Annotated in this window: 19 protein-coding genes and 1 pseudogene; 11 read left to right on the top strand and 9 right to left on the bottom strand. The window is 62.7% G+C overall.

Annotated elements, in window-relative coordinates; genetic code table 11:
- Nucleotides 1-44 precede the first annotated feature (44 nt).
- Nucleotides 45-1,832: a plasmid pRiA4b ORF-3 family protein gene (locus tag EKH49_RS11475; protein WP_128470936.1), complete on the bottom strand. Its 1,788-nt coding sequence runs from the start codon at nt 1,830-1,832 to the stop codon at nt 45-47.
- Nucleotides 1,833-2,035: 203 nt separating this feature from the next.
- Here EKH49_RS11475 and EKH49_RS11470 point away from each other — a divergent pair, with 203 nt between their 5' ends.
- The 5 genes and pseudogenes from EKH49_RS11470 (at nt 2,036) to EKH49_RS17185 (ending at nt 5,028) form a co-directional block, all read left to right on the top strand.
- Nucleotides 2,036-2,734, top strand: coding sequence for a maleylpyruvate isomerase family mycothiol-dependent enzyme (locus EKH49_RS11470; protein ID WP_128470935.1), 699 nt, complete (start codon nt 2,036-2,038; stop codon nt 2,732-2,734).
- A gap of 93 nt (nt 2,735-2,827) precedes the next feature.
- Entirely contained in the window at nt 2,828-3,883 is a 1,056-nt protein-coding gene (locus EKH49_RS11465) for a CobW family GTP-binding protein (protein ID WP_128470934.1), read from the top strand.
- Between the two features lie 353 nt (nt 3,884-4,236).
- On the top strand, nt 4,237-4,488 hold the full coding sequence (locus EKH49_RS11460) for a type II toxin-antitoxin system Phd/YefM family antitoxin (protein ID WP_128470933.1): 252 nt from the start codon (nt 4,237-4,239) through the stop codon (nt 4,486-4,488).
- The gene (locus EKH49_RS11455; protein WP_128470932.1) at nt 4,489-4,743 is read left to right on the top strand and encodes a Txe/YoeB family addiction module toxin; all 255 of its coding nucleotides are present in this window, start codon (nt 4,489-4,491) and stop codon (nt 4,741-4,743) included. It abuts the gene before it with no gap.
- Nucleotides 4,739-5,028 (top strand): annotated as a pseudogene (locus tag EKH49_RS17185) (Wadjet anti-phage system protein JetD domain-containing protein). Before EKH49_RS11455 ends, EKH49_RS17185 begins: the two are co-directional and overlap by 5 nt.
- A gap of 1,046 nt (nt 5,029-6,074) precedes the next feature.
- Here the strand turns inward: EKH49_RS17185 and EKH49_RS11440 are convergent.
- From EKH49_RS11440 to EKH49_RS11425, 4 genes are all read right to left on the bottom strand, one after another.
- A complete protein-coding gene (locus EKH49_RS11440; RefSeq protein ID WP_128470930.1) occupies nt 6,075-6,911 on the bottom strand; it encodes a bifunctional allantoicase/(S)-ureidoglycine aminohydrolase in 837 nt (278 codons plus the stop codon).
- Nucleotides 6,912-6,921: 10 nt separating this feature from the next.
- Entirely contained in the window at nt 6,922-8,175 is a 1,254-nt protein-coding gene (locus EKH49_RS11435; protein WP_128470929.1) for a DUF6986 family protein, read from the bottom strand.
- Nucleotides 8,172-9,803 carry a malate synthase A gene (aceB, locus tag EKH49_RS11430; protein WP_128470928.1) on the bottom strand — a complete coding sequence of 544 codons (1,632 nt, stop codon included), beginning with the start codon at nt 9,801-9,803 and terminating at the stop codon, nt 8,172-8,174. The genes EKH49_RS11435 and aceB overlap by 4 nt, the downstream gene beginning before the upstream one ends.
- Nucleotides 9,804-9,883: 80 nt before the next feature.
- On the bottom strand, nt 9,884-11,269 hold the full coding sequence (locus tag EKH49_RS11425) for an NAD-dependent malic enzyme (RefSeq protein WP_066142974.1): 1,386 nt from the start codon (nt 11,267-11,269) through the stop codon (nt 9,884-9,886).
- A gap of 218 nt (nt 11,270-11,487) precedes the next feature.
- Between EKH49_RS11425 and EKH49_RS11420 the strand changes: the two genes are divergently transcribed.
- Entirely contained in the window at nt 11,488-12,261 is a 774-nt protein-coding gene (locus EKH49_RS11420; RefSeq protein WP_128470927.1) for an IclR family transcriptional regulator, read from the top strand.
- Between the two features lie 56 nt (nt 12,262-12,317).
- Here the strand turns inward: EKH49_RS11420 and EKH49_RS11415 are convergent, their stop codons facing one another.
- A complete protein-coding gene (locus tag EKH49_RS11415) occupies nt 12,318-14,171 on the bottom strand; it encodes an ABC transporter ATP-binding protein (protein ID WP_128470926.1) in 1,854 nt (617 codons plus the stop codon).
- Between the two features lie 415 nt (nt 14,172-14,586).
- Between EKH49_RS11415 and EKH49_RS11410 the strand changes: the two genes are divergently transcribed.
- Nucleotides 14,587-14,895 carry a type II toxin-antitoxin system Phd/YefM family antitoxin gene (locus EKH49_RS11410; protein ID WP_201739600.1) on the top strand — a complete coding sequence of 103 codons (309 nt, stop codon included), beginning with the start codon at nt 14,587-14,589 and terminating at the stop codon, nt 14,893-14,895.
- Nucleotides 14,892-15,458 carry a type II toxin-antitoxin system RelE family toxin gene (locus EKH49_RS11405; RefSeq protein WP_128470925.1) on the top strand — a complete coding sequence of 189 codons (567 nt, stop codon included), beginning with the start codon at nt 14,892-14,894 and terminating at the stop codon, nt 15,456-15,458. The genes EKH49_RS11410 and EKH49_RS11405 overlap by 4 nt, the downstream gene beginning before the upstream one ends.
- 399 nt (nt 15,459-15,857) lie before the next feature.
- On the opposite strand, the gene EKH49_RS11400 is transcribed toward EKH49_RS11405, so the two are convergent.
- Together EKH49_RS11400 and EKH49_RS11395 are read right to left on the bottom strand one after the other, a co-directional pair.
- Complete coding sequence (locus tag EKH49_RS11400; RefSeq protein WP_145964444.1) at nt 15,858-16,646, bottom strand: hypothetical protein; 789 nt, start codon at nt 16,644-16,646, stop codon at nt 15,858-15,860.
- Nucleotides 16,647-16,946: 300 nt separating this feature from the next.
- Nucleotides 16,947-17,723: an SDR family NAD(P)-dependent oxidoreductase gene (locus EKH49_RS11395; protein ID WP_128470923.1), complete on the bottom strand. Its 777-nt coding sequence runs from the start codon at nt 17,721-17,723 to the stop codon at nt 16,947-16,949.
- A gap of 83 nt (nt 17,724-17,806) precedes the next feature.
- Between EKH49_RS11395 and EKH49_RS11390 the strand changes: the two genes are divergently transcribed.
- Nucleotides 17,807-18,394, top strand: coding sequence for a TetR family transcriptional regulator (locus EKH49_RS11390; RefSeq protein ID WP_128470922.1), 588 nt, complete (start codon nt 17,807-17,809; stop codon nt 18,392-18,394).
- A gap of 13 nt (nt 18,395-18,407) precedes the next feature.
- Here the strand turns inward: EKH49_RS11390 and EKH49_RS11385 are convergent, their stop codons facing one another.
- On the bottom strand, nt 18,408-19,004 hold the full coding sequence (locus EKH49_RS11385) for a TetR family transcriptional regulator (RefSeq protein WP_128470921.1): 597 nt from the start codon (nt 19,002-19,004) through the stop codon (nt 18,408-18,410).
- 194 nt (nt 19,005-19,198) lie between these two features.
- On the opposite strand from EKH49_RS11385, the gene EKH49_RS11380 reads away from it, so the two are divergent.
- Nucleotides 19,199-20,227, top strand: coding sequence for an aldo/keto reductase (locus EKH49_RS11380; RefSeq protein ID WP_128470920.1), 1,029 nt, complete (start codon nt 19,199-19,201; stop codon nt 20,225-20,227).
- Between the two features lie 75 nt (nt 20,228-20,302).
- The gene (locus tag EKH49_RS11375; RefSeq protein ID WP_128470919.1) at nt 20,303-21,097 is read left to right on the top strand and encodes a carbon-nitrogen hydrolase family protein; all 795 of its coding nucleotides are present in this window, start codon (nt 20,303-20,305) and stop codon (nt 21,095-21,097) included.
- Nucleotides 21,098-21,101: the final 4 nt, after the last annotated feature.

Raw genomic sequence — 21,101 nt, 5'->3', positions numbered from 1 at the left:
TGCAATTGAATCGAGCAGGGCAGTTTGACGTGCCGCGGCATTTCCTAGAACTCGAGCTCCAGGTGGGCGTTGATGTCTTCCTTGCTGAAATACGCCGGATCAACTTCGTCTTCCTCGTCGCCGCCGAAGCCGGAGAGCCACTCTTTGACTTCCTCGTATTCCGGGTCCGTCGGGTCTTCGAGAATTTCCAGCTTGGCTTCCCAGCCGCCGACCCCGCCGCTGTCCTCCAACGGGGCCATGCGCCGGCCTCCGGTGCAACGTGGCAGCTGGCCATCATCAGCATCCAGGACCTTCTCGACGTCAATGCGGATTTCCCAGCCGTCACCGAAGTCGTATATGTAATCCAGGCGGTCTTTTTCCTTCTTCAGCAGCGAAGAAACCAGGGTTTCCGCTTCATTCTTCTCGTAATCCATGTCGTCAATCTCTGGACCATATGAGGTTCCGCCGAAACCGCCCTCGTAGAAGATGTGCAGGTGCCCGTCGTACCAGTCAAAGCTCGCCTGGATGATGTCGTGCAGGTCGCCGAGGTTCAGGTCCATCGGCACGAGCACACGTCGCCAGATCGGCGGTTTGGCCTCCTTGAGGGTCAGCTTCAGCTGCAGCACCTTGCCGGTGTAGGGCTCCTCGCGCTTCAGGCGTTTCGGCTCGTCGCCCTCCGGTCCGAACAACGCGTCGAGCTCCGCATCGTCGAATTCATCTCCGTCATCGAGCAGGTCATTCTCAACGTCGGTAATCGCAAGCCGGACAATCGCGGGCACAGAGTAGGTTTCGCCCTCTTCGAGAAGGCCGAGCGAGCTCAGCTCACGCAGGTGCACGTGCGCGGTTTCCCAAACCTCTGGAGACCACTGGTCATCTCGCGGGGCATCCACGCGATGCGGGTTGCCGTCGATTCCCTCGACGATCCACAAGGCGGCTAGTCCCCAGGCTTGGAGGCTGGCTTCCTCCATGCCCTCAGGCTTTTCCATGAACAAGTCCAGGCAGGCTTGGATGAAGTAGAAATTCGCCTCGAAGGCGTCGGCATCCTCATGCTTCATGATGTCTTCGTACATCAAGCCGCGTTCAGGCTTGCCCTTGTCGGGCAGCTTGATGGCATTGACCGATTCCAGCGCCATGAGCACTACGCCCAACACCACGGGATGACGGGATTCGTGGACACCCGCAGGCATGTAATCGGCGAGCGCCGCTGCGGCAGTTTCCATGAATTCGTCGACCGGCATGCTGCCCCACAGCTTATTGCCTTCGCCCAGGAGCCACGGCAAAACAGCGCGGCCCAGCTTGCTGATGGGCATGGCAGCAATCTCTGCCAGTGCGGCTGCCGACGCTTCGTCGGATGCCATGATCTCGTCAATTTCGTCATTGCCGGCGGCATCGGCATCCTCGCCGAACGGATCGTGGGCTTCCAGTGCCTCCAGGAACCACTCCAGGCTTTCGGGTTCGCGCTTCCACAGGCCTGAATCGCGCAGGAACTCCGCGTAGTCCGACCAAGCCATGAAAATCATGGTTCCCAGTCCGCTGGAAGCGGCCCCGGGATCTTCGGCTTCCTCAAATTCAATCATCGAGCTGAGCACTGATAGCAGTTTTGGCGGGTCGAAATCGGTCACCTTGTCCAAGCCGACGACTTCGGCGTAGATGCCCAGGGTTTCGCGCACAGTGGCAAGGAGCATCATCGACATTTCGGGGTCATCCCGGTATTTAGCGGACCACTGCACGAACTGCGGAGTGAGCGCGTCCAGGCCTCGCCCGACCTTCACGCGGTCCATGGAGACGACGCCCGCTTGCAGGCGTGCCGGATGCCCCTGCTTGGGCTTCTGCTTCTTCTTTTTCTTCGCCATCAGACTGCTTTCCTGGTCGTTTGCCTTTATTCCCAAGGCTACGTGGCTGCCGGTTGCTGAAGAAGCATGCCGGACGCGTGTTTTTCCAAATCAGAATTGCCCGAGCAGATGGAGCCCAAACCGTGCGCATATGAATCGAGTCGCATTCACTATCTATGTCGTAACCAGTGCTGCTTCGGAGCCCGCATTGGTAGGGTGACTTCATGATCAACACTGCCCGTCTGCACTCGGACCTGTCACGACTCAGCCGCGAAACCGCGATGATGTCGGCCACGATCGAGACCCTGTCCACCGAAGAAATGGCTGCCGCCTCGCTGTGCGAAGGCTGGAGCCGTGCGCATGTCATCGCGCACCTGGCCTCCAACGGCCGGAGCCTGGTCAAGCTCATCGACTGGGCCACCAGCGGAGAACCGCAGGAACTCTACGCCTCGCGCGCGGCCCGCGATGCGGAGATCAACGAGCTGGCAGCCCTGCCGCGCGAGGAACTGGTCAAGAAGTTCCAGGACGCGGCCGCCTACTTCGCCGAGCAGTGCGAACGGCTCAGCGGCGATTTAGCCGTCGAAGAGGTGGACCTTCACGGAAAGATCATTCCGGCGACCTCCATCGTGGCGCTGCGCATCGCCGAGGTGGTCATCCACCACCACGATCTCGATACCGCCTGGACCATCGAGGAAGCCGATCCGGATTCCCAGGAGAACGCCGTCGAAGCCGCCGTGCGGACCATGCGCGTGAAGAACGCCCCGGGCATGACGCTGGTGACTGAAGAGGGCGATGAATGGGTCATCGGCGATGGCGCGTTGAAGGTGCGCTCGGACCGCGAAGGCCTGATTGAATGGCTGGCCCGCGGCCAGGCCCGGCACATCGAGGCCGACGGACCGATTCCTGAATTGCCTGCCTGGTAACCACTGCCTGGCAGGCGTGTCAGCACGCGGCAACGGTTTGCCGAGCGAGGAGAATGGAATCGGCCTGCTTGTCGATCTGAAAAGGAGCCGGCATTGATCCCTGTCATCGTGCTGACCGGATATCTGGGTGCAGGCAAGACCAGCCTGCTCAACCGCTTGCTGACCCGCCCGGGCACCCGGGTAGGGGTCATCATCAATGACATCGGCAAGGTCAACGTGGATACCGGGCTGATCACCGGCCAGATCGATGCGGCCGAATCCATTGCCGGCGGCTGCGTCTGCTGCCTGTCCGACAGCAGCGGCCTGGATGAGTTGCTGGAAAAGCTGGGCCAGCCGCGGCTGCGCCTGGATGCCATCATCGTGGAGGCCAGCGGCGCCGCGGATCCGATCAACGTGGACCGGCTGCTGCGCTTTGGCAAGGCCCACGGGGTGCGCTTCGGCGGCATTATCGACGTGATCGACGCGGTGGAGCATGAGCACACCGTGGATACCGCTGCGATGGCCCCGGCACGTTTCAGCGCCACCAGCATGGTGGTGGTCAACAAGCTGGATCGCATTGCCCCGGAGCACCGCGACGCGGTGTTGGAGCGGATCAACGGACGGATCCGGGACGTCAACCCGCACGTGGCCATCATCCCGGCCTCGCACGCCGCCATAGACCCCGAGTTGGTGTTCGACATCGCCTTGGACGAAGACCCGATCGACGAGCTGCCGTTGGCAGCCGCCTCCCGCCCGCACCACGACCACGAACATGCTCCGCATGCCAACGCGGTGACGGTGCGCTGCCCCGAAGCGGCAGACCCGGGTGCCTTACTGGATCTGCTCGAGCAACCGCCGGCCGCGGCCTACCGGCTCAAGGGGCACGTGAAGCTGCGCACCGCTCAAGGCACGCAACGCTTCCTAGTCAATATGGTGGGCCGGCAGATCCATTTCGCGCAAGCCACTCCCCACAGCGACCCGGCCGATGACGCGCTGGTCGCAGTAGGCATGGGTCTGGTTGAGACGGTGGTCGGCGAAGCGTTGGCGGCGGCCTTGGAACCAGCCCGCGAAGATCCTTCGCCGAGGAATCTCACCCGGTTGGAACGGCGGCTGATCTTGAGCAGCGATGCAGCAGATGCCGCGGACGAGCCTGCTGCTGAAGGGTTCTAGCTGGTGCGGGGCTGACGTTAGCAGGTTGGCATCGAGGGCATCTACGGCCCTCGGTCTCACTCGACTTGAAAATTTCCACGTCTGCCTGAGCCATCTAAGAGTCCGCCGGCAAATGTCAATGTGAATCATGCTGCAAAACTGGCGACGACCTCAATCGCCAAGGAACATGCCTGACTTGGCCGTTAATTACGCTGGACTTACTGGAGATGTTACACGCCTATTGGCGCGTTCCCTTAGCGGCGCCGCCCCTCGCGGCGCAGTTGCACGGGGCTTTCCAGTCGGACGGGCACTTCCCCACACCGCAGTTAAGTCGCACCATTAAGTGGTACGGCAAGTAGTGGAAGGAGTCCGAGATGTCCATCAGTGCAAGCGAAGCCCGCAAGACGCTATTTCCATTGATTGAACAAGTCAACTATGATCGCCAAGCTGTCGAAATCGTGTCACGCAAGGGAAATGCTGTTCTCATGGCAGCAGATGAATACGTAGCATGGCAAGAGACCGCGTACCTCTTCCGCTCGCCAGCCAATGCCCGGCGGCTCTTGGATGCCTACGAACGTGCACGGTCGGGAATAACAGAGACCCACGAGCTCGACTGGGACGAATAAGTGCGGCTCGTCTGGGATCGGGCAGGATGGGACGACTACGTCCACTGGCAAACGGCCGACCGGCGCGTTCTCAAGAGAGTCAACACCTTGATCGAAGCATGCCTTCCGGATCCCTTCCAAGGGATTGGAAAGCCCGAACAGCTGAAATACGGGGCCTCCGGCTCATGGTCCCGTCGGATTACCGACGAACACCGACTGGTCTACATCGTGATCGAAGAAGACTTGATCATCCTTCAAGCCCGATACCACTATTGAATGGCGTCCGGCCGTACTAATCGTAGAGAACCTGCAGACGCTGCTGTCCCTGCCCGAACTGCCCGGGGTCATCGCTCTGCACGGCGGCGGTTATGACGTACGCTATGTGCTCCGATTCCTTGGGTGGTGCGTATCGAGGTGCTGTACTGGGGCGATGTTGATCTGGATGGACTGGCAATCCTGGCGTCATTGCGCAGCGTGCGGCTCGATGCCCGATCAGTGATGATGGACCCCGGAAAACTCCAGCGCTTCGCGCAGCTGGCGACACCCCATGCCAAGGGCTGACCCGGGCGGCGTCTGCAGAATTGCTGCCCAACGAGGTCGAGGCCTAAGAATTGTTGCGCATCCAAGGCGGACTGCGCCTTGAGCAGGAACGCATTCCCTGGGACCAATCATTGGCCACGTTGGGCATCGAACTAGGGGGTTGCGACACCCCTCGGGTCTTCTGCCCCGGCGGCACAGAAGCGCGAGGTTGAAACCATAAATTTTCACTCACCACACCGCACGCACATGTGGCGGCTGATCTTCAGCGGATAGCCGGAAAACGGCTTGCTTTGGAGCGGCGAACCGACGTGCCTGACCGCTCTGGACTGGTCGGGGAAGGTCACCACGACGGTGCGCACCACAACTGGAGACCTGGTCGTAGCGGAGCAACATTTAGTTACCAACAATTACCTGGCCCGTTTCAACAATTACAAACGACGGCCTTCGATCCCTTGAATCACTCGGATTTTCTGATCTTCGGAGAGCACAACAATTACAGATAGCGGATGTTTTCACCGATTACGGGCACGCAAATGATTCATCCTGCTGCCCCTGTCCACTGGCGAACGCTCGGGTCAGGTCATCGATCCTGTGGAGCATCAACACATGATCTCAGCAGAAGCGTAGCGCCAGTCCGAATTTGCCGGCAGAAAGGCGAACCCGTATCCATGTCTTTCCTGCGGACACAACTAAAGTGCTGCCCACGCCTGTCGTGCATGACCTCCACTTTGGAATCGTCCAACGTTGGACGATTTCATGCTCCTCACGGGTGCAGAGATAAGCCCCCACTCCCAAGACAGCCAACGTTGGCTGATTTCGCGCTTCCCTCGCCTGCCCGGATGCCAACCGATATTGCCGATATTTGTGGTGCATGGGTCCTGATAATCGTTTGGTCCTCAGGCAACAGCCGGGAACCCAAAACCGGAGGCCGCATCCCGCGCGACCCGGCCGTCAGCCCACCATGTCCGAGCAAAGGAAACATCACTGGAACATGAAATGGACACGGTGCGCCGATAGTCGGCGGGTCAGCGCGGGGTGCGGCCCCGGCAGTCTCTGGAAATGAACGCTTACAACGCGATCTGGCGGTTCTGGTCCTTGTAGAGCAGGTAGCGGAAGTTCTCCGGCCCACCGGCGTAGCAAGCCTGCGGGCAGAAGGCGCGCAGGGACATGTAGTCCCCGGCCTCGACCTCGACCCAGTCGCCATTCATCCGGTACACACCCTTGCCTGCCAGCACGTACAGGCCGTGCTCCATGACATGGGTTTCAGCGAACGGGATGGATGCACCTGGTTCAAAGGTCACGATGTTCACGCCGAAGTCGAAGGCCACATCCTCGGGATCGAGCATGCGGGTGGTGCGCCACTTGCCATCGGTACCCGGCATCGGGCCAGGCTCGATATCGCGTTCGTTGCCGACGACCGGACCCGGAGCGGCGACGCCGGCCAGGACTTCGTAGCGCTTGCGCAGCCAGTGGAAGCTGGCGGTCTCGGTGCCGTCGTTGCGGGCCGACCAGGTGGCGCCGGCTGGCAGGTAGGCGAAGCCGCCGTCCACCAGCACATGCTCGGTGCCCTCGATGACCAAGGTCAGCTGGCCGGTGAGCACGAAGATGAATCCCTGCACCTCGGCCTGCGGTTCCGGCTTGTCGGCACCGCCGCCGGGGGCGACTTCCACGATGGACTGGGCGAAGGTGGTGGCCCCGCCGGCTACCGGGCGGTTCAGCACCCAGGCACGGGTGTTGGTCCACTCGGGGAAGACGCTGGTGACGATGTCGCGCAGCACGCCCTTGGGGATGACCGTGTAGGCCTCGGTGACGATGGCGCGGTCGGTGAGCAGGTCGCTCTGCGGCGGGTGGCCGCCGAAGTTCGAGTAGTAGGACGAGGAATTCTGGATGGCAGGAACAGTCATGGTGTAGTCCTTAGGCGTGGGAGCGGTTCAAGGCGATCGCCTCGAGTTCGGGCAGGGTGATCTGGGCCAGTTCGGTGACCTCGTCGGCGGTGACCGCACCGCAGGCGACCCCGCGGTGGATGTAGCGGGCCAGGGCGCGTGCGGTGGCCGGCTCGTCCATGATGGCCGAGTTGATCCGGTGGACGTAGTTGCGCAACCGGGTGCCGGCGGCCTGCAGGCCTTCGCGGAAGAACGCGAAGGTGGCCAGGTAGCGGGTGGCCAGCTGGTTCTCGTGCATGTCCCAGCCCTGGTAGATGCCGCGGGCCAGGTGGCGGGAGACCAGCTGGGCGTGCAGTTCCCAGGCGGCCGCGATGTTCTCCGGGTCGCCTGCCGGGATGATGTTGGTGGAACCGTCGGACAGTTCCACGCCGGTGCCGGCCACGGCCACCTGCATGACGTCCTTGGCGAAGTCGGCGACCGGATGCTCCATTGACTGGTAGCCGGCGGCCACGCCCAGCGAGGCGGAGTAGTCGTAGGTGCCGTAGTGCAGCGAGGAAACCCGGCCCCTGCCGGCATGGATCAAGGTGGCGACCGGGTGGCTGCCATCCGCGGCGATGATCACCTGCGGGGTTTCCACCTGGACCTCGAAGCGGATGCGCCCAGCTTCCAGGCCGTGGGCTTCTTCCAGCTTCTCGGCCAGCAGGACCATGGCTTCGACCTGGTCAACGGTCGTGACCTTCGGCAGGGTCAGGCGCAGGCCCTCGGGCAGCGGGCCGTTGGCGACCAGGCGCGAGATGAACAGGTCAAGTGTGCGGATGCCGCGGGTCCGGGTGGGGGCCTCGAAGCACTTGAAGCGGATGCCGATGCAGGCCGGGGCCTTGCCGGCGGCTACCGCCGCGGACACCGAGTCGGCCGCGGCAAGCACTGCTGCGTCCTCCTCGGCATCCGTGCGGTTGCCGTAGCCGTCCTCGAAATCGAGGCGCAGATCTTCGATGGGTTCGCTTGCCAGCTTCGCTGCCACCAGTTCGCCCAGGCGTTCGGGCTCGGCCAGGTCCAGCGTGGCTGCCAGCTGGGCCAGTCCGGCGGCATTGCCGGCAGCGGCCAGGGCGTTGGCGCCCCAGGTTGCCGGCAGATCCGCGCTGTACTTGTCCCCCGGGACATATACGGTGTGCACCGGCTGGCGGGCCCCGGTTTCTCCCGGGTAGGAGGTTTCCAGCAACCGGTCGGTGGCTGCCAGCTTGGCTTCTACGCTTGCAAGCGTGGACTCATCGAAGGTGTTGCTCATGGCTTGGTCACGTATTCCTTTTCCAAGAGTTCGTAGGCAGGGGTGGTGAGGAAGTCTGCGAAGTCCTCATCCTTGCCGCTGGTCAGTTTCGCGATCAATTCTGCGGCCGGCTGGTAGTAGGCGTTGAAGTGCTCTTCATTGTCGACCTCCGAGCGCAGGCGTTCAACCTCTTCGGCCAGAATGCCTGCCACCAGTTCCGCGGTGATGGTGTTGCCGGTGTCGGCGGCGACCACCTGGTTGCGGATCTGCTGCCAGATCTGCGAGCGCGAGATCTCTGCGGTGGCGGCGTCTTCCATCAGGTTGTGGATGGCGACCGCGCCGTTGCCCGAGAGCCAGACGGCGGTGTAGGCCACGGCCACGTAGAGGTTGGCGCGCACGCCGGCCTCGGTGACATCGCCGGGGGCGCTGGCCACGTCGAGCAGCTGGGCTGCGCTGACCTCGACCTCCGGGCGCTGGCGGTCCAGCTGGTTCGGCTTCTCGCCGAGCTTCGCGTCGAAGATCTCCTTGCACAGCTCGACCAGGTCCGGGTGGGCCACCCAGGAGCCGTCGAATCCGTCGTTGGCCTCGCGGGTCTTGTCTGCGCGGACCTTCTCGAAGGCGGCGGCGGTGACTTCCGGTTCGCGGCGGTTCGGGATGAACGCGGCCATGCCGCCCATGGCGAAGGCCCCGCGCTTGTGGCAGGTCTTGACCAGCAGCTCGGTGTAGGCGCGCATCATCGGCGCGGTCATCGACACCGCCGAGCGGTCGGGCATGATGAACGCTTCGCCGGCTTCGCGGAAGGTCTTGATGATGGAGAACAGGTAGTCCCAGCGGCCTGCGTTCAAGCCCGAGGCGTGCTCGCGCAGCTCGTAGAGGAACTCTTCCATCTGGAAGGCGGCCGGAATGGTCTCGATGAGCATGGTGGCGCGCACGGTGCCGTGGGCGATGCCCAGCTCGGCCTGGGCGAAGGTGAAGACCTCGTTCCACAGGCGCGATTCCAGGTAGTGCTCCATCTTCGGCAGGTAGTAGAACGGTCCCTGGCCGGATTCTGCGAGCACCTTCGCGTTGTGGAAGAAGTGCAGGCCGAAATCCACCAGCGCGCCCACGGCCGGCTTGCCGTCGATGAGCACGTTGTTCTCCGGCAGGTGCCAGCCGCGGGGGCGGACCACCACGACGGCGCGCGGTGCGTCGGTGTGCAGGGCGTAGGACTTGCCGGTCTTCGCATCGGTGAAGGCCAGGGTGCCGCGGGCGGCGGCCGAGAGGTTGGAAATCGCGTCGATGACGTTGAACCAGCTCGGGGTCGAGGCATCTTCCAGGTCTGCCAGCCAGACCTTGGCGCCGGAGTTCAGCGCGTTGATCGCCATCTTGGCCGGGGAGGCCGGGCCGGTGATCTCCACGCGGCGGTCCTTGAGCGCCTCGGGCGCTTCGGCGACCTTCCAGTCGCCGGTGCGCACGGATTCGGTCTGCGGGTCGAAGTCGATGGACTTGGCGGCGGAGAACTCCTCGCGGCGCACGCCGCGGGCGGCGAGCAGCTCGTCGCGGGTGCCGGCGAACTTCTGGTGCAGCTTCTCGATGAAGGCCAGCGCCTCGTCGGAGAGGATCTGCTGGGCATCGGCGACATCGGGGATGCTGGTGATTTCAATACTCATGGGTTGTTCCTTAACCTCTTGTGCTCTGTTCCATTGAAAGGGTGCGTTGACATGCACCCTTGGGTCTTGCTGCGCGGCGCCTACTTGGCGGCGGCTGCGTCCTGCACCGCCAGTGCGACATCGGAGGCGACCTGTGGGTCGAATACCGACGGGATGATGAATCCTGGGTTCAGCTCTGATTCGCTGACTCGGGCGGCAATGGCATCCGCGGCGGCCAGGAGCATGGCGTCGGTGATCTCGGTGACGCCTGCATCCAGCAGCCCGCGGAAGAAACCTGGGAATGCCAGGACGTTGTTGATCTGGTTCGGGAAGTCGCTGCGCCCGGTGGCGACCACTGCGGCGTGGCGGCCTGCAATCTCCGGGTCCACCTCGGGATCCGGGTTGGCCATGGCGAAGACGACGGCGCGCTCGTTCATGGCGGCGATATCCGCTTCGTCCAGCACGTTCGGGGCCGAGACGCCGATGAAGACATCTGCGCCAACGACGGCTTCCTTCAGGGTGCCGGTGAAGTTCTCCGGGTTGGTGTTCTGAGAGAGCCAGATGCGGTGCGCATCGGTGTAGCTCTCATTGCGGCTGATCGCGCCGTTGCGTCCGCAGGCGATGATGTTCTTTGCGCCGCGGGCCATGAGCAGCTGGATGATCGCGTTGCCGGCCGCGCCGACACCGGAAACCACGATGCGCAGGTCCTCGATCTTCTTGTCCACGACTTTCACCGCGTTCAGCAATGCGGCCAGCGTGACAATTGCGGTGCCGTGCTGGTCGTCGTGGAAGACCGGGATGTCCAGCTCCTCGCGCAGCCGCGCTTCGATCTCGAAGCAGCGCGGGGCGGCGATGTCCTCGAGGTTCACCCCGCCGTAGACCGGGGCCAGCGCCTTGACGATCTTGATGATCTCCTCGGTGTCCTGGGTGTCCAGGCAGACCGGCCAGGCATCGACATCGGCGAACTGCTTGAACAGCGCGGCCTTGCCTTCCATCACCGGCAGGGCCGCGGCGGGGCCGATATTGCCCAGGCCCAGCACTGCCGATCCGTCGGTGACCACGGCAATGGTGTTGCGCTTGACCGTCAGGTTGCGCGCGTCGGCCGGGTTTTCGGCGATGGCCATGCAGACCCGGGCAACACCGGGGGTGTAGGCGCGGGAGAGGTCATCGCGGTTGCGCAGGGCCACCTTGGGGGTGACCGAGAGCTTGCCGCCCAGGTGCATCAGGAAGGTGCGGTCCGAGACGTTGCGCACGCTCACGCCGTCGAGGTTGTCCAGCGCCGCGCGCACGGTCTCGCCGTGGGCTACATCGGTGGTGTTGCAGGAAACGTCCACCACCATGTGGGTGTGGTTGGACTCGGTGACGTCCAAGGCCGTGATGTGCGCGCCGGCCGAGCCGACCGCGCCGGCCAGCTCGCTGGTTGCGGTAATCGACGCAGGCGTCTGGACGCGAAGCGTGAGTGAATATCCCGGGCTTGGTGCCGCCATCTGATCCTCCTGTAAAAGTTTTCCGTATAGTGGATACTATTATCCTCAAAATGAAAATGCAAGAGTGTTTTGTGGCGCGGGGCACGATTTTTTGACGGCTTAATATCGGATCGTGGAAGAAATGGCCGATTCTGCGCTATTCTTGGGACAAGGATTTCGCATCGTAGAAGTAATGCGCAGTCCGTTTCCGAAAACCACTGCCTGCACAAGGAGCAAAGATGACGCAGACTGCCAGCAAGTCCACCACCGGCGGCGTCCAGTCCGTCGAACGCGCTTTTGAGCTCCTGGAAGTCATCGCGCGGGCCGGCGGCGAAGCAGCGCTCAGCGAGCTCGCCGCCGATACTCCCCTGCCATTGCCGACCATCCACCGGCTGCTGCGCACCCTGGTGGGCGTGGGCTACGTGCGCCAGCTGCCCAATCGCCGCTACTCGCTGGGCCCGCGGCTGATCCGCCTCGGCGAGGTCGCCAACCGCCAGCTGGGCGCTCTGGCTTCCCCTGCACTGAAGGAACTGGTCGCGAAGCTGGGCGAATCGGCGAATATCGCCGTGCTCGATGGCGATATGGTCACCTACATCGCCCAGGTCCAGTCAGCCCACTCGATGCGCATGATCACCGAAGTAGGCCGCCGCGCCATGCTGCACAACTCCGGGGTCGGCAAGGCCGTGCTCTCGGTGCTCGATGACGAGCGCGTGCAGCGCCTGGTCTCGCAGGCGGGCATGCCGCCGAAGACCGCCAACACCATCACCACCCTGGGCAAGCTGTTCACCGATGTCGAGGCGACCCGCGAGCGCGGCTACGCCGTCGACGAGGAAGAGCAGGAATTGGGCGTCCGCTGCATCGCCGTGCCGGTTCCGGGCGCACCCACGCCGATGGCAATTTCGGTCTCCGGCCCGGTGACCAGAGTCGACGAGGCCTTCACGAAGAAGGCCGTGCCGGTACTGCAGGACGCTGCCCGCGAACTGGGCCGCCAGCTGGTGGCAGCCGCCGACTAGGCAGGCGGCAATTCCAGCTGGTACCTGATCACCTCCGGAACCGCCGAACCGGCGCGCTACTGCGCGAACTGGGTTTCATGCAGCTCGCTGTAGCGACCGCCCAGTGCCAGCAGCTCGCTGTGCGTGCCGCGCTCGAGAATGCGTCCGCCCTCCACGACCAGGATCTGGTCTGCCGAGCGGATGGTCGACAGGCGGTGGGCGATGATCAGCGCGGTGCGGTTTTCCAGCGCTTCGCCCAGCGCCGCCTGCACCGCGGCCTCGTTCGACGAGTCAAGCGCGGCGGTGGCCTCGTCCAAGATGACCACCTGGGGAGCTGCCAGCAGCAGGCGGGCAATGGTCATGCGCTGGCGTTCGCCGCCGGAAAGCCGGTAGCCGCGCTCCCCCACCACGGTGTCCAGTCCATCGGGCAGGGCGGCAATCACCGGCTTGAGCCGGGCGCGCTCCAGCGCCTCCCAGATCTGCTCGTCGGTCGCTTCCGGACGGGCCAAGGCCAGGTTGGAGCGGATGGACTCGTGGAACAAGTGCCCGTCCTGCGTGACCATGGAAACCGACCCGCGCAGCGAGTCCAGCTTGAGCTGGCGGATGTCCTGGCCGGCCAGTTCGATGCTGCCCGAGTCCACGTCGTAGAGACGGGCCAGCAGCGAGGCGATGGTGGATTTGCCGGCACCGGAAGAACCGACCAGCGCAAAGGTCTGTCCCGCGGGGATCTCGAAATCGATATCATGCAGGACTTCCTCGCCGCCACGGGTGTCAAGCACTGCCACTTCCTCCAGCGAGGCCAGCGAAACCTTGTCCGCGCTCGGGTAGGAGAAGTTCACGTGGTTGAACTTCACCGGCACCGACCCGGCCTCAAGCCGGCGGGCGTTCGGCGCATCGGCAATCAGCGGTTCCAAATCCAGCACCTCGAAGACACGGTCGAAGCTGACCAGCGCGCTGGTGATTTCCACACGGGCATTGGCCAGTGCGGTCAGCGGCGTGTAGAGGCGGGTGAGCAGCATGCCCAAAACCACCACGTCGCCGGCGGCCAGATCGCCGCGCACCGCATACATGCCGCCCAGTCCGTAGACCAGTGCGAGGGCCAGGGCGGCCACCAGGGTCAGCGCGGCGACGAAGTAGAACTGGCGCATGGCCATCTTCACGCCGATATCGCGCACCTTGCCGGCGCGCAGCGCGAACTGCTCGGACTCGTCCTTGGGGCGGCCGAACAGCTTGATCAAGGTGGCGCCGGGCGCGGAGAAGCGCTCGGTCATCTGGTTGCCCATGGTTGCATTCAGTTCCGCGGATTCGCGGCGCAGCAGGGCCACGGACTTGCCGAAATGGCGGGCGGGCAGCAGGAAGATCGGAAGCAGAACCAGCGCGATCAGCGTGACCTGCCACGAGGTGGTGAACATGACGCCCGCGGTGAGCACCAGCGCCACAGTGTTGGAGACCAGGCCGGACAGCGTTCCGGCGAAGGCTGACTGCGCGCCGATGACGTCGTTGTTCAAGCGGCTGACCAGCGCACCGGTCCGGGTGCGGGAGAAGAACGCCACCGGCATTTTCTGCACATGGTCGAAGACCGCGGTGCGCAGGTCATAGATGATTCCCTCGCCCAGGCGCGAGGAGAACCAGCGGACGACTACTGAAACCACGGCGTCCAGGATCGCGATCACCGCCATGAGCAGCGCCAGGTTGACGATCGTGCGGATGCCGGATTGCGCGACGATCTCGTCGACTACCCGTCCGGCGAGCACCGGGGTGATCACGGCCAGCACGGCGGCCAGGATGGAGAAGATGACGAAGACCAGCAGGCGGGACTTGTAGCTGGAGGCGAACTTCAGCACCCGCTTGGGAGTGGTGGGAGCATAGGCCTTGCCTTTGTCCCCCGACAGCTTCCACAGCGAATGCCAGGCGGCGCTTTCCATGCTCATTTGCGAGTGCTCTCAATTCTGCCGGAGTTAAATCGGTGGGACGCTTGAACCCAATGATCTCAGTAAGCGGACCCCGCCTCTACGTAGGCAAAGCTTACGTCCCGGTCTGATTGCATGAAAGAACTTCCTTGCCGGCGGCAGCAAGATCACGCATGGAGCCCCTGGCAATTCCAAGCCCGCCCTCAGTGCATGAGCTGGCGTGCTCAGTGTAGAAAGTGAGGAACTCAGTGTGAGGCCGGCAGCCTATTGACCATGAACGACAAGCTTTAAACGAACAACTGTAATCGCCGTTAGCCAACATGAAATGAATTACCGGCCTGCGCTCATCGTGCTGATAAATGCTAAGGCTCCCAAGCCGCCGAACGGGAACTAAGCAGACATTGAAAATCTAGGTAGAAATCTATATAGTTTTTGCATGACTACCATGAGCATCACCGAAGCTTCCCGTTCCGGCCTTTCAGCGTTGGTGGCGGCCGCTGAAGAAGGCCACGATACAGTCTTGTCGCGTCACGGCAAGGTTGTGGCCGAAGTGGTGTCAGCCAAGGAAATCGCTCAACTACGACAGGACCGGGAGACACTTCGCGACGCCGCATTGGTTATGGCACGCTTTGCCACCGATAGCGGTGCACGCACGACCCTCGATCAAGCCTTGGAATTCTTCAACTTGGACCGCGCAGAGTTGGAGGCAGAAAATGCCAAAGAAGCTAAGTCAGGGGATTCGTGAGTCAGCCTCGAGACCGGCTGTGTATTGTTCGGCTAACTGAAGACGCAGTGTCCGACCTACATCGCCTTCACAAAAAAGACCCCCGGATCGTCCGTGCCGTGTTCAAGAGAATGCTGTTTCTGGAACAGTCGCCTGAAGCCGGTGAACCACTGCTTGGAGCCCTGGTTGGTTTTCGCAAGCTAGTTGTCGGTGACCGGGATTGGCGCATCGTTTGGCGCATCACCGAGGATGCCTCCGGTATACCCGTTCTTGATATCTCGGAAATCTGGGCTGTGGGCGCCCGTTCAGATGGCGAAGTCTACGAGGAGCTCACCTCACGGGTTGCACGCATGGGCAACAGCCCGAAAATTCGACCTTTGAAGGACGTCATCATCCAAATGGGTCGGCTCTACGAATCAGTTGAGGCAATGGCCGAGCCAGCCCTCGCATCGCCCCTTCCCGAATGGATGATCAGTGCATTGAAAGATCAGCTGCACTTGTCTGATCCGGAAATCTCAGAGCTCAGCGAACAACAAGGCCAGCAAAGACTAATTGAGCACTGGTCCGGACATAACGGTAGCTGAATCCCCGTCTGGCACGCTTCGAGCAACTTCAATGGGATATGCAGAAGCTAGGTGGAGCACTCTGATACCCAGCTCTGCCGACAGATCACAAGTGATAGTGGCATTAGCGACGACCCATCGTCAGCGTCGAATCATGTTCACGACTTGTATCTTTTACTGAATCAAATTGGATCACGACTGTTTTCGAAGCAAGCAACAATTCCTCTGCAATCAGAGGTCTCCAATACCGCAACCGTGTCTGCGGCATTAGCAATTTTTGGCATGCCTCCTCCTACAAATGTCCGTTCCGGACACAGGGAATCGAACGATCGCAGAACACCGGAGGACGGCTCATCTGAATTTCGCGAGTACAGGCAAGCCGTGCACCTGCCGTAAGTTCAATACGCCAATGCAGGCTCGCTAGACGCGCGTAAGTAAGGTGGCCCGCACTTGCAGCAGCCCGTCATAGCGGCTTATCGGTGCATTCGGATCATACAGGTTGAAGCGCTCCACGTCCGCTTGCGCGCCTTCGGGGCGCACATAGCGCACATCGACAACGCCCAGGGTCGCGGCGTACTCGAAGAGCAGGGCCATCAGGTAACGGCGGTCCACCACGCCAGGGAAGTCGGAGTCGGCGTAGCCCAGCGATCCATACTGGGGGTGCTCAATGTAGAACTTCCAGGTAGCCCGTTCCGTGCGCGCACTGGTGAACGGCGCCACCGCGGTCACCTGATCGAAAAGTCTATCGATCTCCACGAACTCGTCGACCGCCAGCAACTCGATAGCCGTGGACGCAGCCCGGCGGCGCGTACCCAGCGCGGATAGCACATGGGCGCTGCGTTGACCCTTGATTTGTTCCAGTCGCGCGAGCTCGTCGATGATGCCCTTGGCCACCCAAGGCTCCCACAGCGCGCGCAGGACCTCGTCTGGATCTTTCGTTCTGGCGGCACGTCCGCGAGCGGTCAATGCGAGCTTCGGCCCGTTGGCGAGCCCGCCGGCTTGCAGCAGCAGCGGCCACGCGAAGGCCTGTATTTCATGGTCCGGATAGAAATCCCCGCCCTCAAGCACCTGGGCGATAGCGCGCTGGGAGGCCGCCGACGGGCGGCTCGTCGACTCACTGCAACGGATCTTGCCTTTCTCGACCAGGGCGAGCACTGCGGCGAGGTTGGCTCGGGCGGCGGGGAGCATCTCACGGGTGTAGGCCACCATGCTTTTAGCTTAGGCCCAGTTCGGTCGCCACCTAAAAACTGTCAGCCGTTCGTTTCAGTTTTCGTCACTGGTGCACGGCTTTTCGCGAAGCGGACGGGCGCAGCCCGGGTCCAGCGCTCTGCTACCAATCAGCAGTACGGCTACGGTATCGGACATGACTGCCTTCGAAGCTCTATCTAACAAGGGCTCCCGAGCGCTGCCGGAACGCTGGGAACACAAACGTCTGGGGTGCAATCCACGTGGACTGCACCCCAGACGATCTACCTCCAAGCAGTGAGGCTCGCCTGAAGGCGGGCTTCGCTAGATGGCGCTCCAGCCGGTATCCGAAGCCAGGACCACGCCGTTGATGTTGGTGCTGTCATCGCTGAGCAGGAAGGTGATCGAAGCGGCGAGCTGGCTTGCCGTGGCCATGCCCGGGACGATGCCCATCAGCTGAGGGATCACCTGCTGGGCGAATTCCGAATTCATCGGAGCCTCGATGTTGGTCTGCACCGCGCCCGGTGCCACCGCGTTGAAGCGCAGGCCCTTCTTCCCGTACATGACCGCCGAGTTCTTGGTCATGCCGATGACCGCATGCTTCGAGGCGGTGTAGGCGACGCCGGCGGCCGAGCCGCGCAGGCCAGCTTCCGAAGCCACATTGACCACGGTGCCCTGCCCGGCGTCGAGCATCAGCGGGACCACCGCACGGCTGAGCTTCAGCACGGAATTGACGTTCACGTTCATCACGCGTTCCCAGGTCGCGTCCTCGATCTCGTGGATCGGCTCGAACTTGTCCATGATGCCCGCGACATTGGCCAGGGCATCGATGCGTCCTTCAGCGGTTGCCACGACCTGGTCCACTACTGCCTGGTCGGTGATGTCGCCGGCCACGACGGCAAAGCCCAGGCCAGGGTTCTCGGCAACGAGCTCATCGAGCCGCTCGCGGCTGATGTCCGCGGCAATCACCTTGCCGCCTTCCTTGGCCACGCGCAGCGCGGTGGCCTTGCCGATGCCCGAACCGGCACCGGTAACCACAACCGTCTTGCCAGCAAAACGTTCGACGGTGATCTTTTCCTGCCATGCGCTGTCCATGCCCATAACCGTTCCTCCTGGTTGCCGATGCATTGGTCATTTCATGTTATGACACAGAGTGTCATAAGTCAATGGGCCATAATTGGAATATGCCAGGCACCCAAGATTCCGCCACGTCCCACCTCGCTGGGCGCCCGCAGTCCATTGATCCTGAATCCGTGGCGCGCACCGCGCTGGAGCTGTTCGCTAAACACGGATACGGCGATGTCTCGATGGCGCAAATTGCCGAGGAAGCGGGAATTGGGCGCAAGAGCCTCTACCGCTATTTCGCATCCAAGGCGGATTTGGTGTGGGGCGGCCTGCTGGAAGCTTCGGCCATTTCAGATGAGGTATTCGCCTCGGCGAAACAGGAGGGCCTCGACCTGCTGGAAGCCATGCACGCCGCGACGGTGGCGGCCTTCGATTCGCTGCCGGATCCCGAAGTCACCCGCGGGCGCTTGCGGCTCATCGCGGACCAGCCTGAGCTCCTGGCCCAAGCTTCGATGCGGATGGGCAAGGACAGCGACCGGGTGCTGCGGCATTTCTCGGATGGCGGGGTCGACGAGCAAACTGCGCCCTATTTGGCGCTGGCGTTCGGCACGGTGACCTTTGCGGCGTGGATCCGCTGGGCGCAATCCGCTGACCCGTCCCCGAAGCCGTATCTGGACAACGCCATCAAGGTGCTTCGCTTGCCGTAGCCTGCGGCGGCTCCTAGCGCTTGACCGCCCAGTTGTCATCGATCATCGCGGCGAAGTCGAAAGCCTCATCAAGGATCTCGCGCAGCGTGCTGCCGGTGGCGCCAACCCAGCGGTCCAGCGCATGGTCATACAGGGACAGGCCCAGCAATGCCGCGGTTTCGGCCAGCCGCTGGTTCGCGCAGAACGGCGAGAGCGCCTGGGCCAGCGCCGCCTGCTGCTCACGCAGGGATTCCTGCCAGCTGGCCCGCAGCGCAGAGGTGCTCCGGCTCAATTCAATGCGGCTGATCATTGTCGCCGGGTCCTGTTCAGCGAACGCCACGGCCGGTTCGAAGCTACGGCGCAAGAGCTCCAGCAAGCTCTCCCCCGGCTGCGACGACATGGAGCTGGCTACATCGGAGAAGTGCCCGGTCATGGAACGCAGCGCGGTAACCACTGCATCCTCTTTCGAGGAGAAGTACCGGAAGAACGTTGCGCGGGAAATTCCGGCGGCTTGGGCTGCCTGCTGGACGGTGACGTTCTCTACACCGCGTTCGGCGAACACGGCATAGGCCTGTTCCGCCAACTCGACTTTCATCTTTTCGCGAACCCGATCGCGAACCACGCTGCCCATGGCAAGAATTTTACTCTGAGATCAATTCGCGAAAGTGAGACGCAGTCTCTTTATCCAAGTCATCTCATATTCAGCTGGGGTGTGTCGCGGTGGTTGCGGTTCGCGGGGCTCAATATTTCCACGAACTTGAGGCCATGCCGTTTCCGCTTCGCTAGGCTCAGGTACAGAAAAACCGACTATTGATGAGGACAAGCATGGCACAGCAGATCGCACACCGCATCGACCTCGGACAAGGACTGGAAACCACTGCGCAGGGTTTTGGCTGCATGTCGCTGAGCGGACCCTACGGCGCGGCCGACGATGCCGAATCCTTGCGCACCTTGAACCACGTCATTGACCGAGGTGTCACGTTCCTGGATACCGCCAACATCTACGGCGAAGGGCACAACGAAACCCTGCTGTCGCAGGTGCTGAAAACCCGGCGGGACGAGGTCACGCTGGCGACCAAGGCGGGTATCGTCCGCCCGAAGAACCCCGGAGATCCACGCGCCAACGGCGACCCCGCCTTCATCAAGAAATGCATGGACGAGAGCCTGCAGCGGCTGGGCGTCGACCACGTGGACCTGTACTACTACCATCGCGTGGATTCCCGGGTCCCGATTGAGGAGACGGTCGGGGCCTACAAGGAACTGGTCGAAGCCGGCAAAACCCTGCACATCGGATTATCCGAGGTAACCTCCCAGGAGCTGCGCCGAGCCCACGCGGTGCATCCGATTTCCGCGATCCAGATGGAGTATTCGATTTTCAGCCGCGACATCGAGCGCTGGCTGCTGCCCACCGCCAGCGAACTGGGCGTGGGCCTGGTGACCTACGCGTCGCTGGGCCGCGGCTACTTCACCGGAGAAGTGGATTCACTGGAACAGTTGGAATCCGGGGACATCCGCCGCAACTTCCCGCGCTTCGAAGCGGCCCGCATGGAGCATAACCAGCCGCTGCGCCAAGTCATCATTGACGTGGCCGAACGCGAGAACATCTCCACCGCGCAAGCATCGCTGGCCTGGGTCTACGAAAAGGCGCGTGCATTCGAAGTGGCCGTCTCCCCGATCCCGGGGACCCGCTTCAGCGCGCACTTCGATGACAACCTGCAGGCACTGGATGTCCGCTTGTCCGCGGAATCCATGTCAGCACTGGATGCCTTGGCCGCCAAGGTGGACGGCGAGCGCCAGAAGGACTTGATGTCGGTGTCCAAGGGCCGCGAAGAGGTGCAAATTGCCCGGTTGTAGCTTCGCCGATCTCTACTGCGTAGAGTCGAGAGCGTAGCGCATCGCCACCCGTTGGCCGCAGGAAAGGACTATCCCATGAGAATCGCATTGGCGCAGGTGCTGAGCACCGCTGATCCCCAGCGCAATCTGGTGACGGTGCGAGATCATGCACGCCAGGCGAAGGAGGCAGGCGCCACGCTGGTGGTCTTTCCCGAGGCGATGCAGGTGTCTTTCGGACATGATCTCGCCAAGTACGCGCAAGCGCTGGATGGCCCGTGGGCTACGCTGATTCGCCAGCAGGCGCGGGACATCGGCATCACCATTGCCGTGGGCATGTTCACCCCCGGCGAGGGCGGCCGGGTACGCAACACCTTGCTGGTCGCCGGCGATGGGGTTGACACCCATTACGACAAGATCCATCTCTACGATGCCTTCGGCTATGCGGAGTCGGATTCGGTGACGCCCGGGCGGTCCCCGGTGCAGTTCGAGCACGAGGGCACGATCATCGGCCTGGCCACCTGCTACGACCTGCGGTTCCCGCGCTTGTTCACCCGCCATGCGCAGGCTGGCGCGGCGATCTGCATTGTCAGCGCATCGTGGGGCCAGGGCGAAGGCAAGGCCGAGCAGTGGACCACCCTGGCACAGGCCCGGGCACTGGATTCGACGACGTTCGTGGTGGCAGTGGACCAGGCAGACCCGGAAAGCATTGGCCGCACGGTGACCGGCACGGCTCCCCTGGGCGTCGGGCATTCGCTTGCGGTGGATCCGCTGGGCCGTGTTATCGCCCAGGCCGGTGCGGAGCCCGAGCTGCTGGTCGTGGACCTGGATCTCGATCAAGTCGAGGTCGCGCGCAAGCAGCTGCCAGTGCTGGCCAACGCGGTCGACCTGTAGCCAG

It is taken from the genome of Glutamicibacter sp. HZAU, assembly GCF_004100365.1.
In the GTDB taxonomy this organism is placed as follows: domain Bacteria; phylum Actinomycetota; class Actinomycetes; order Actinomycetales; family Micrococcaceae; genus Glutamicibacter; species Glutamicibacter nicotianae.
The sequence above is the reverse complement of the archived record's forward strand: the minus strand, read 5'-3'. Positions and strand labels throughout refer to the sequence as shown.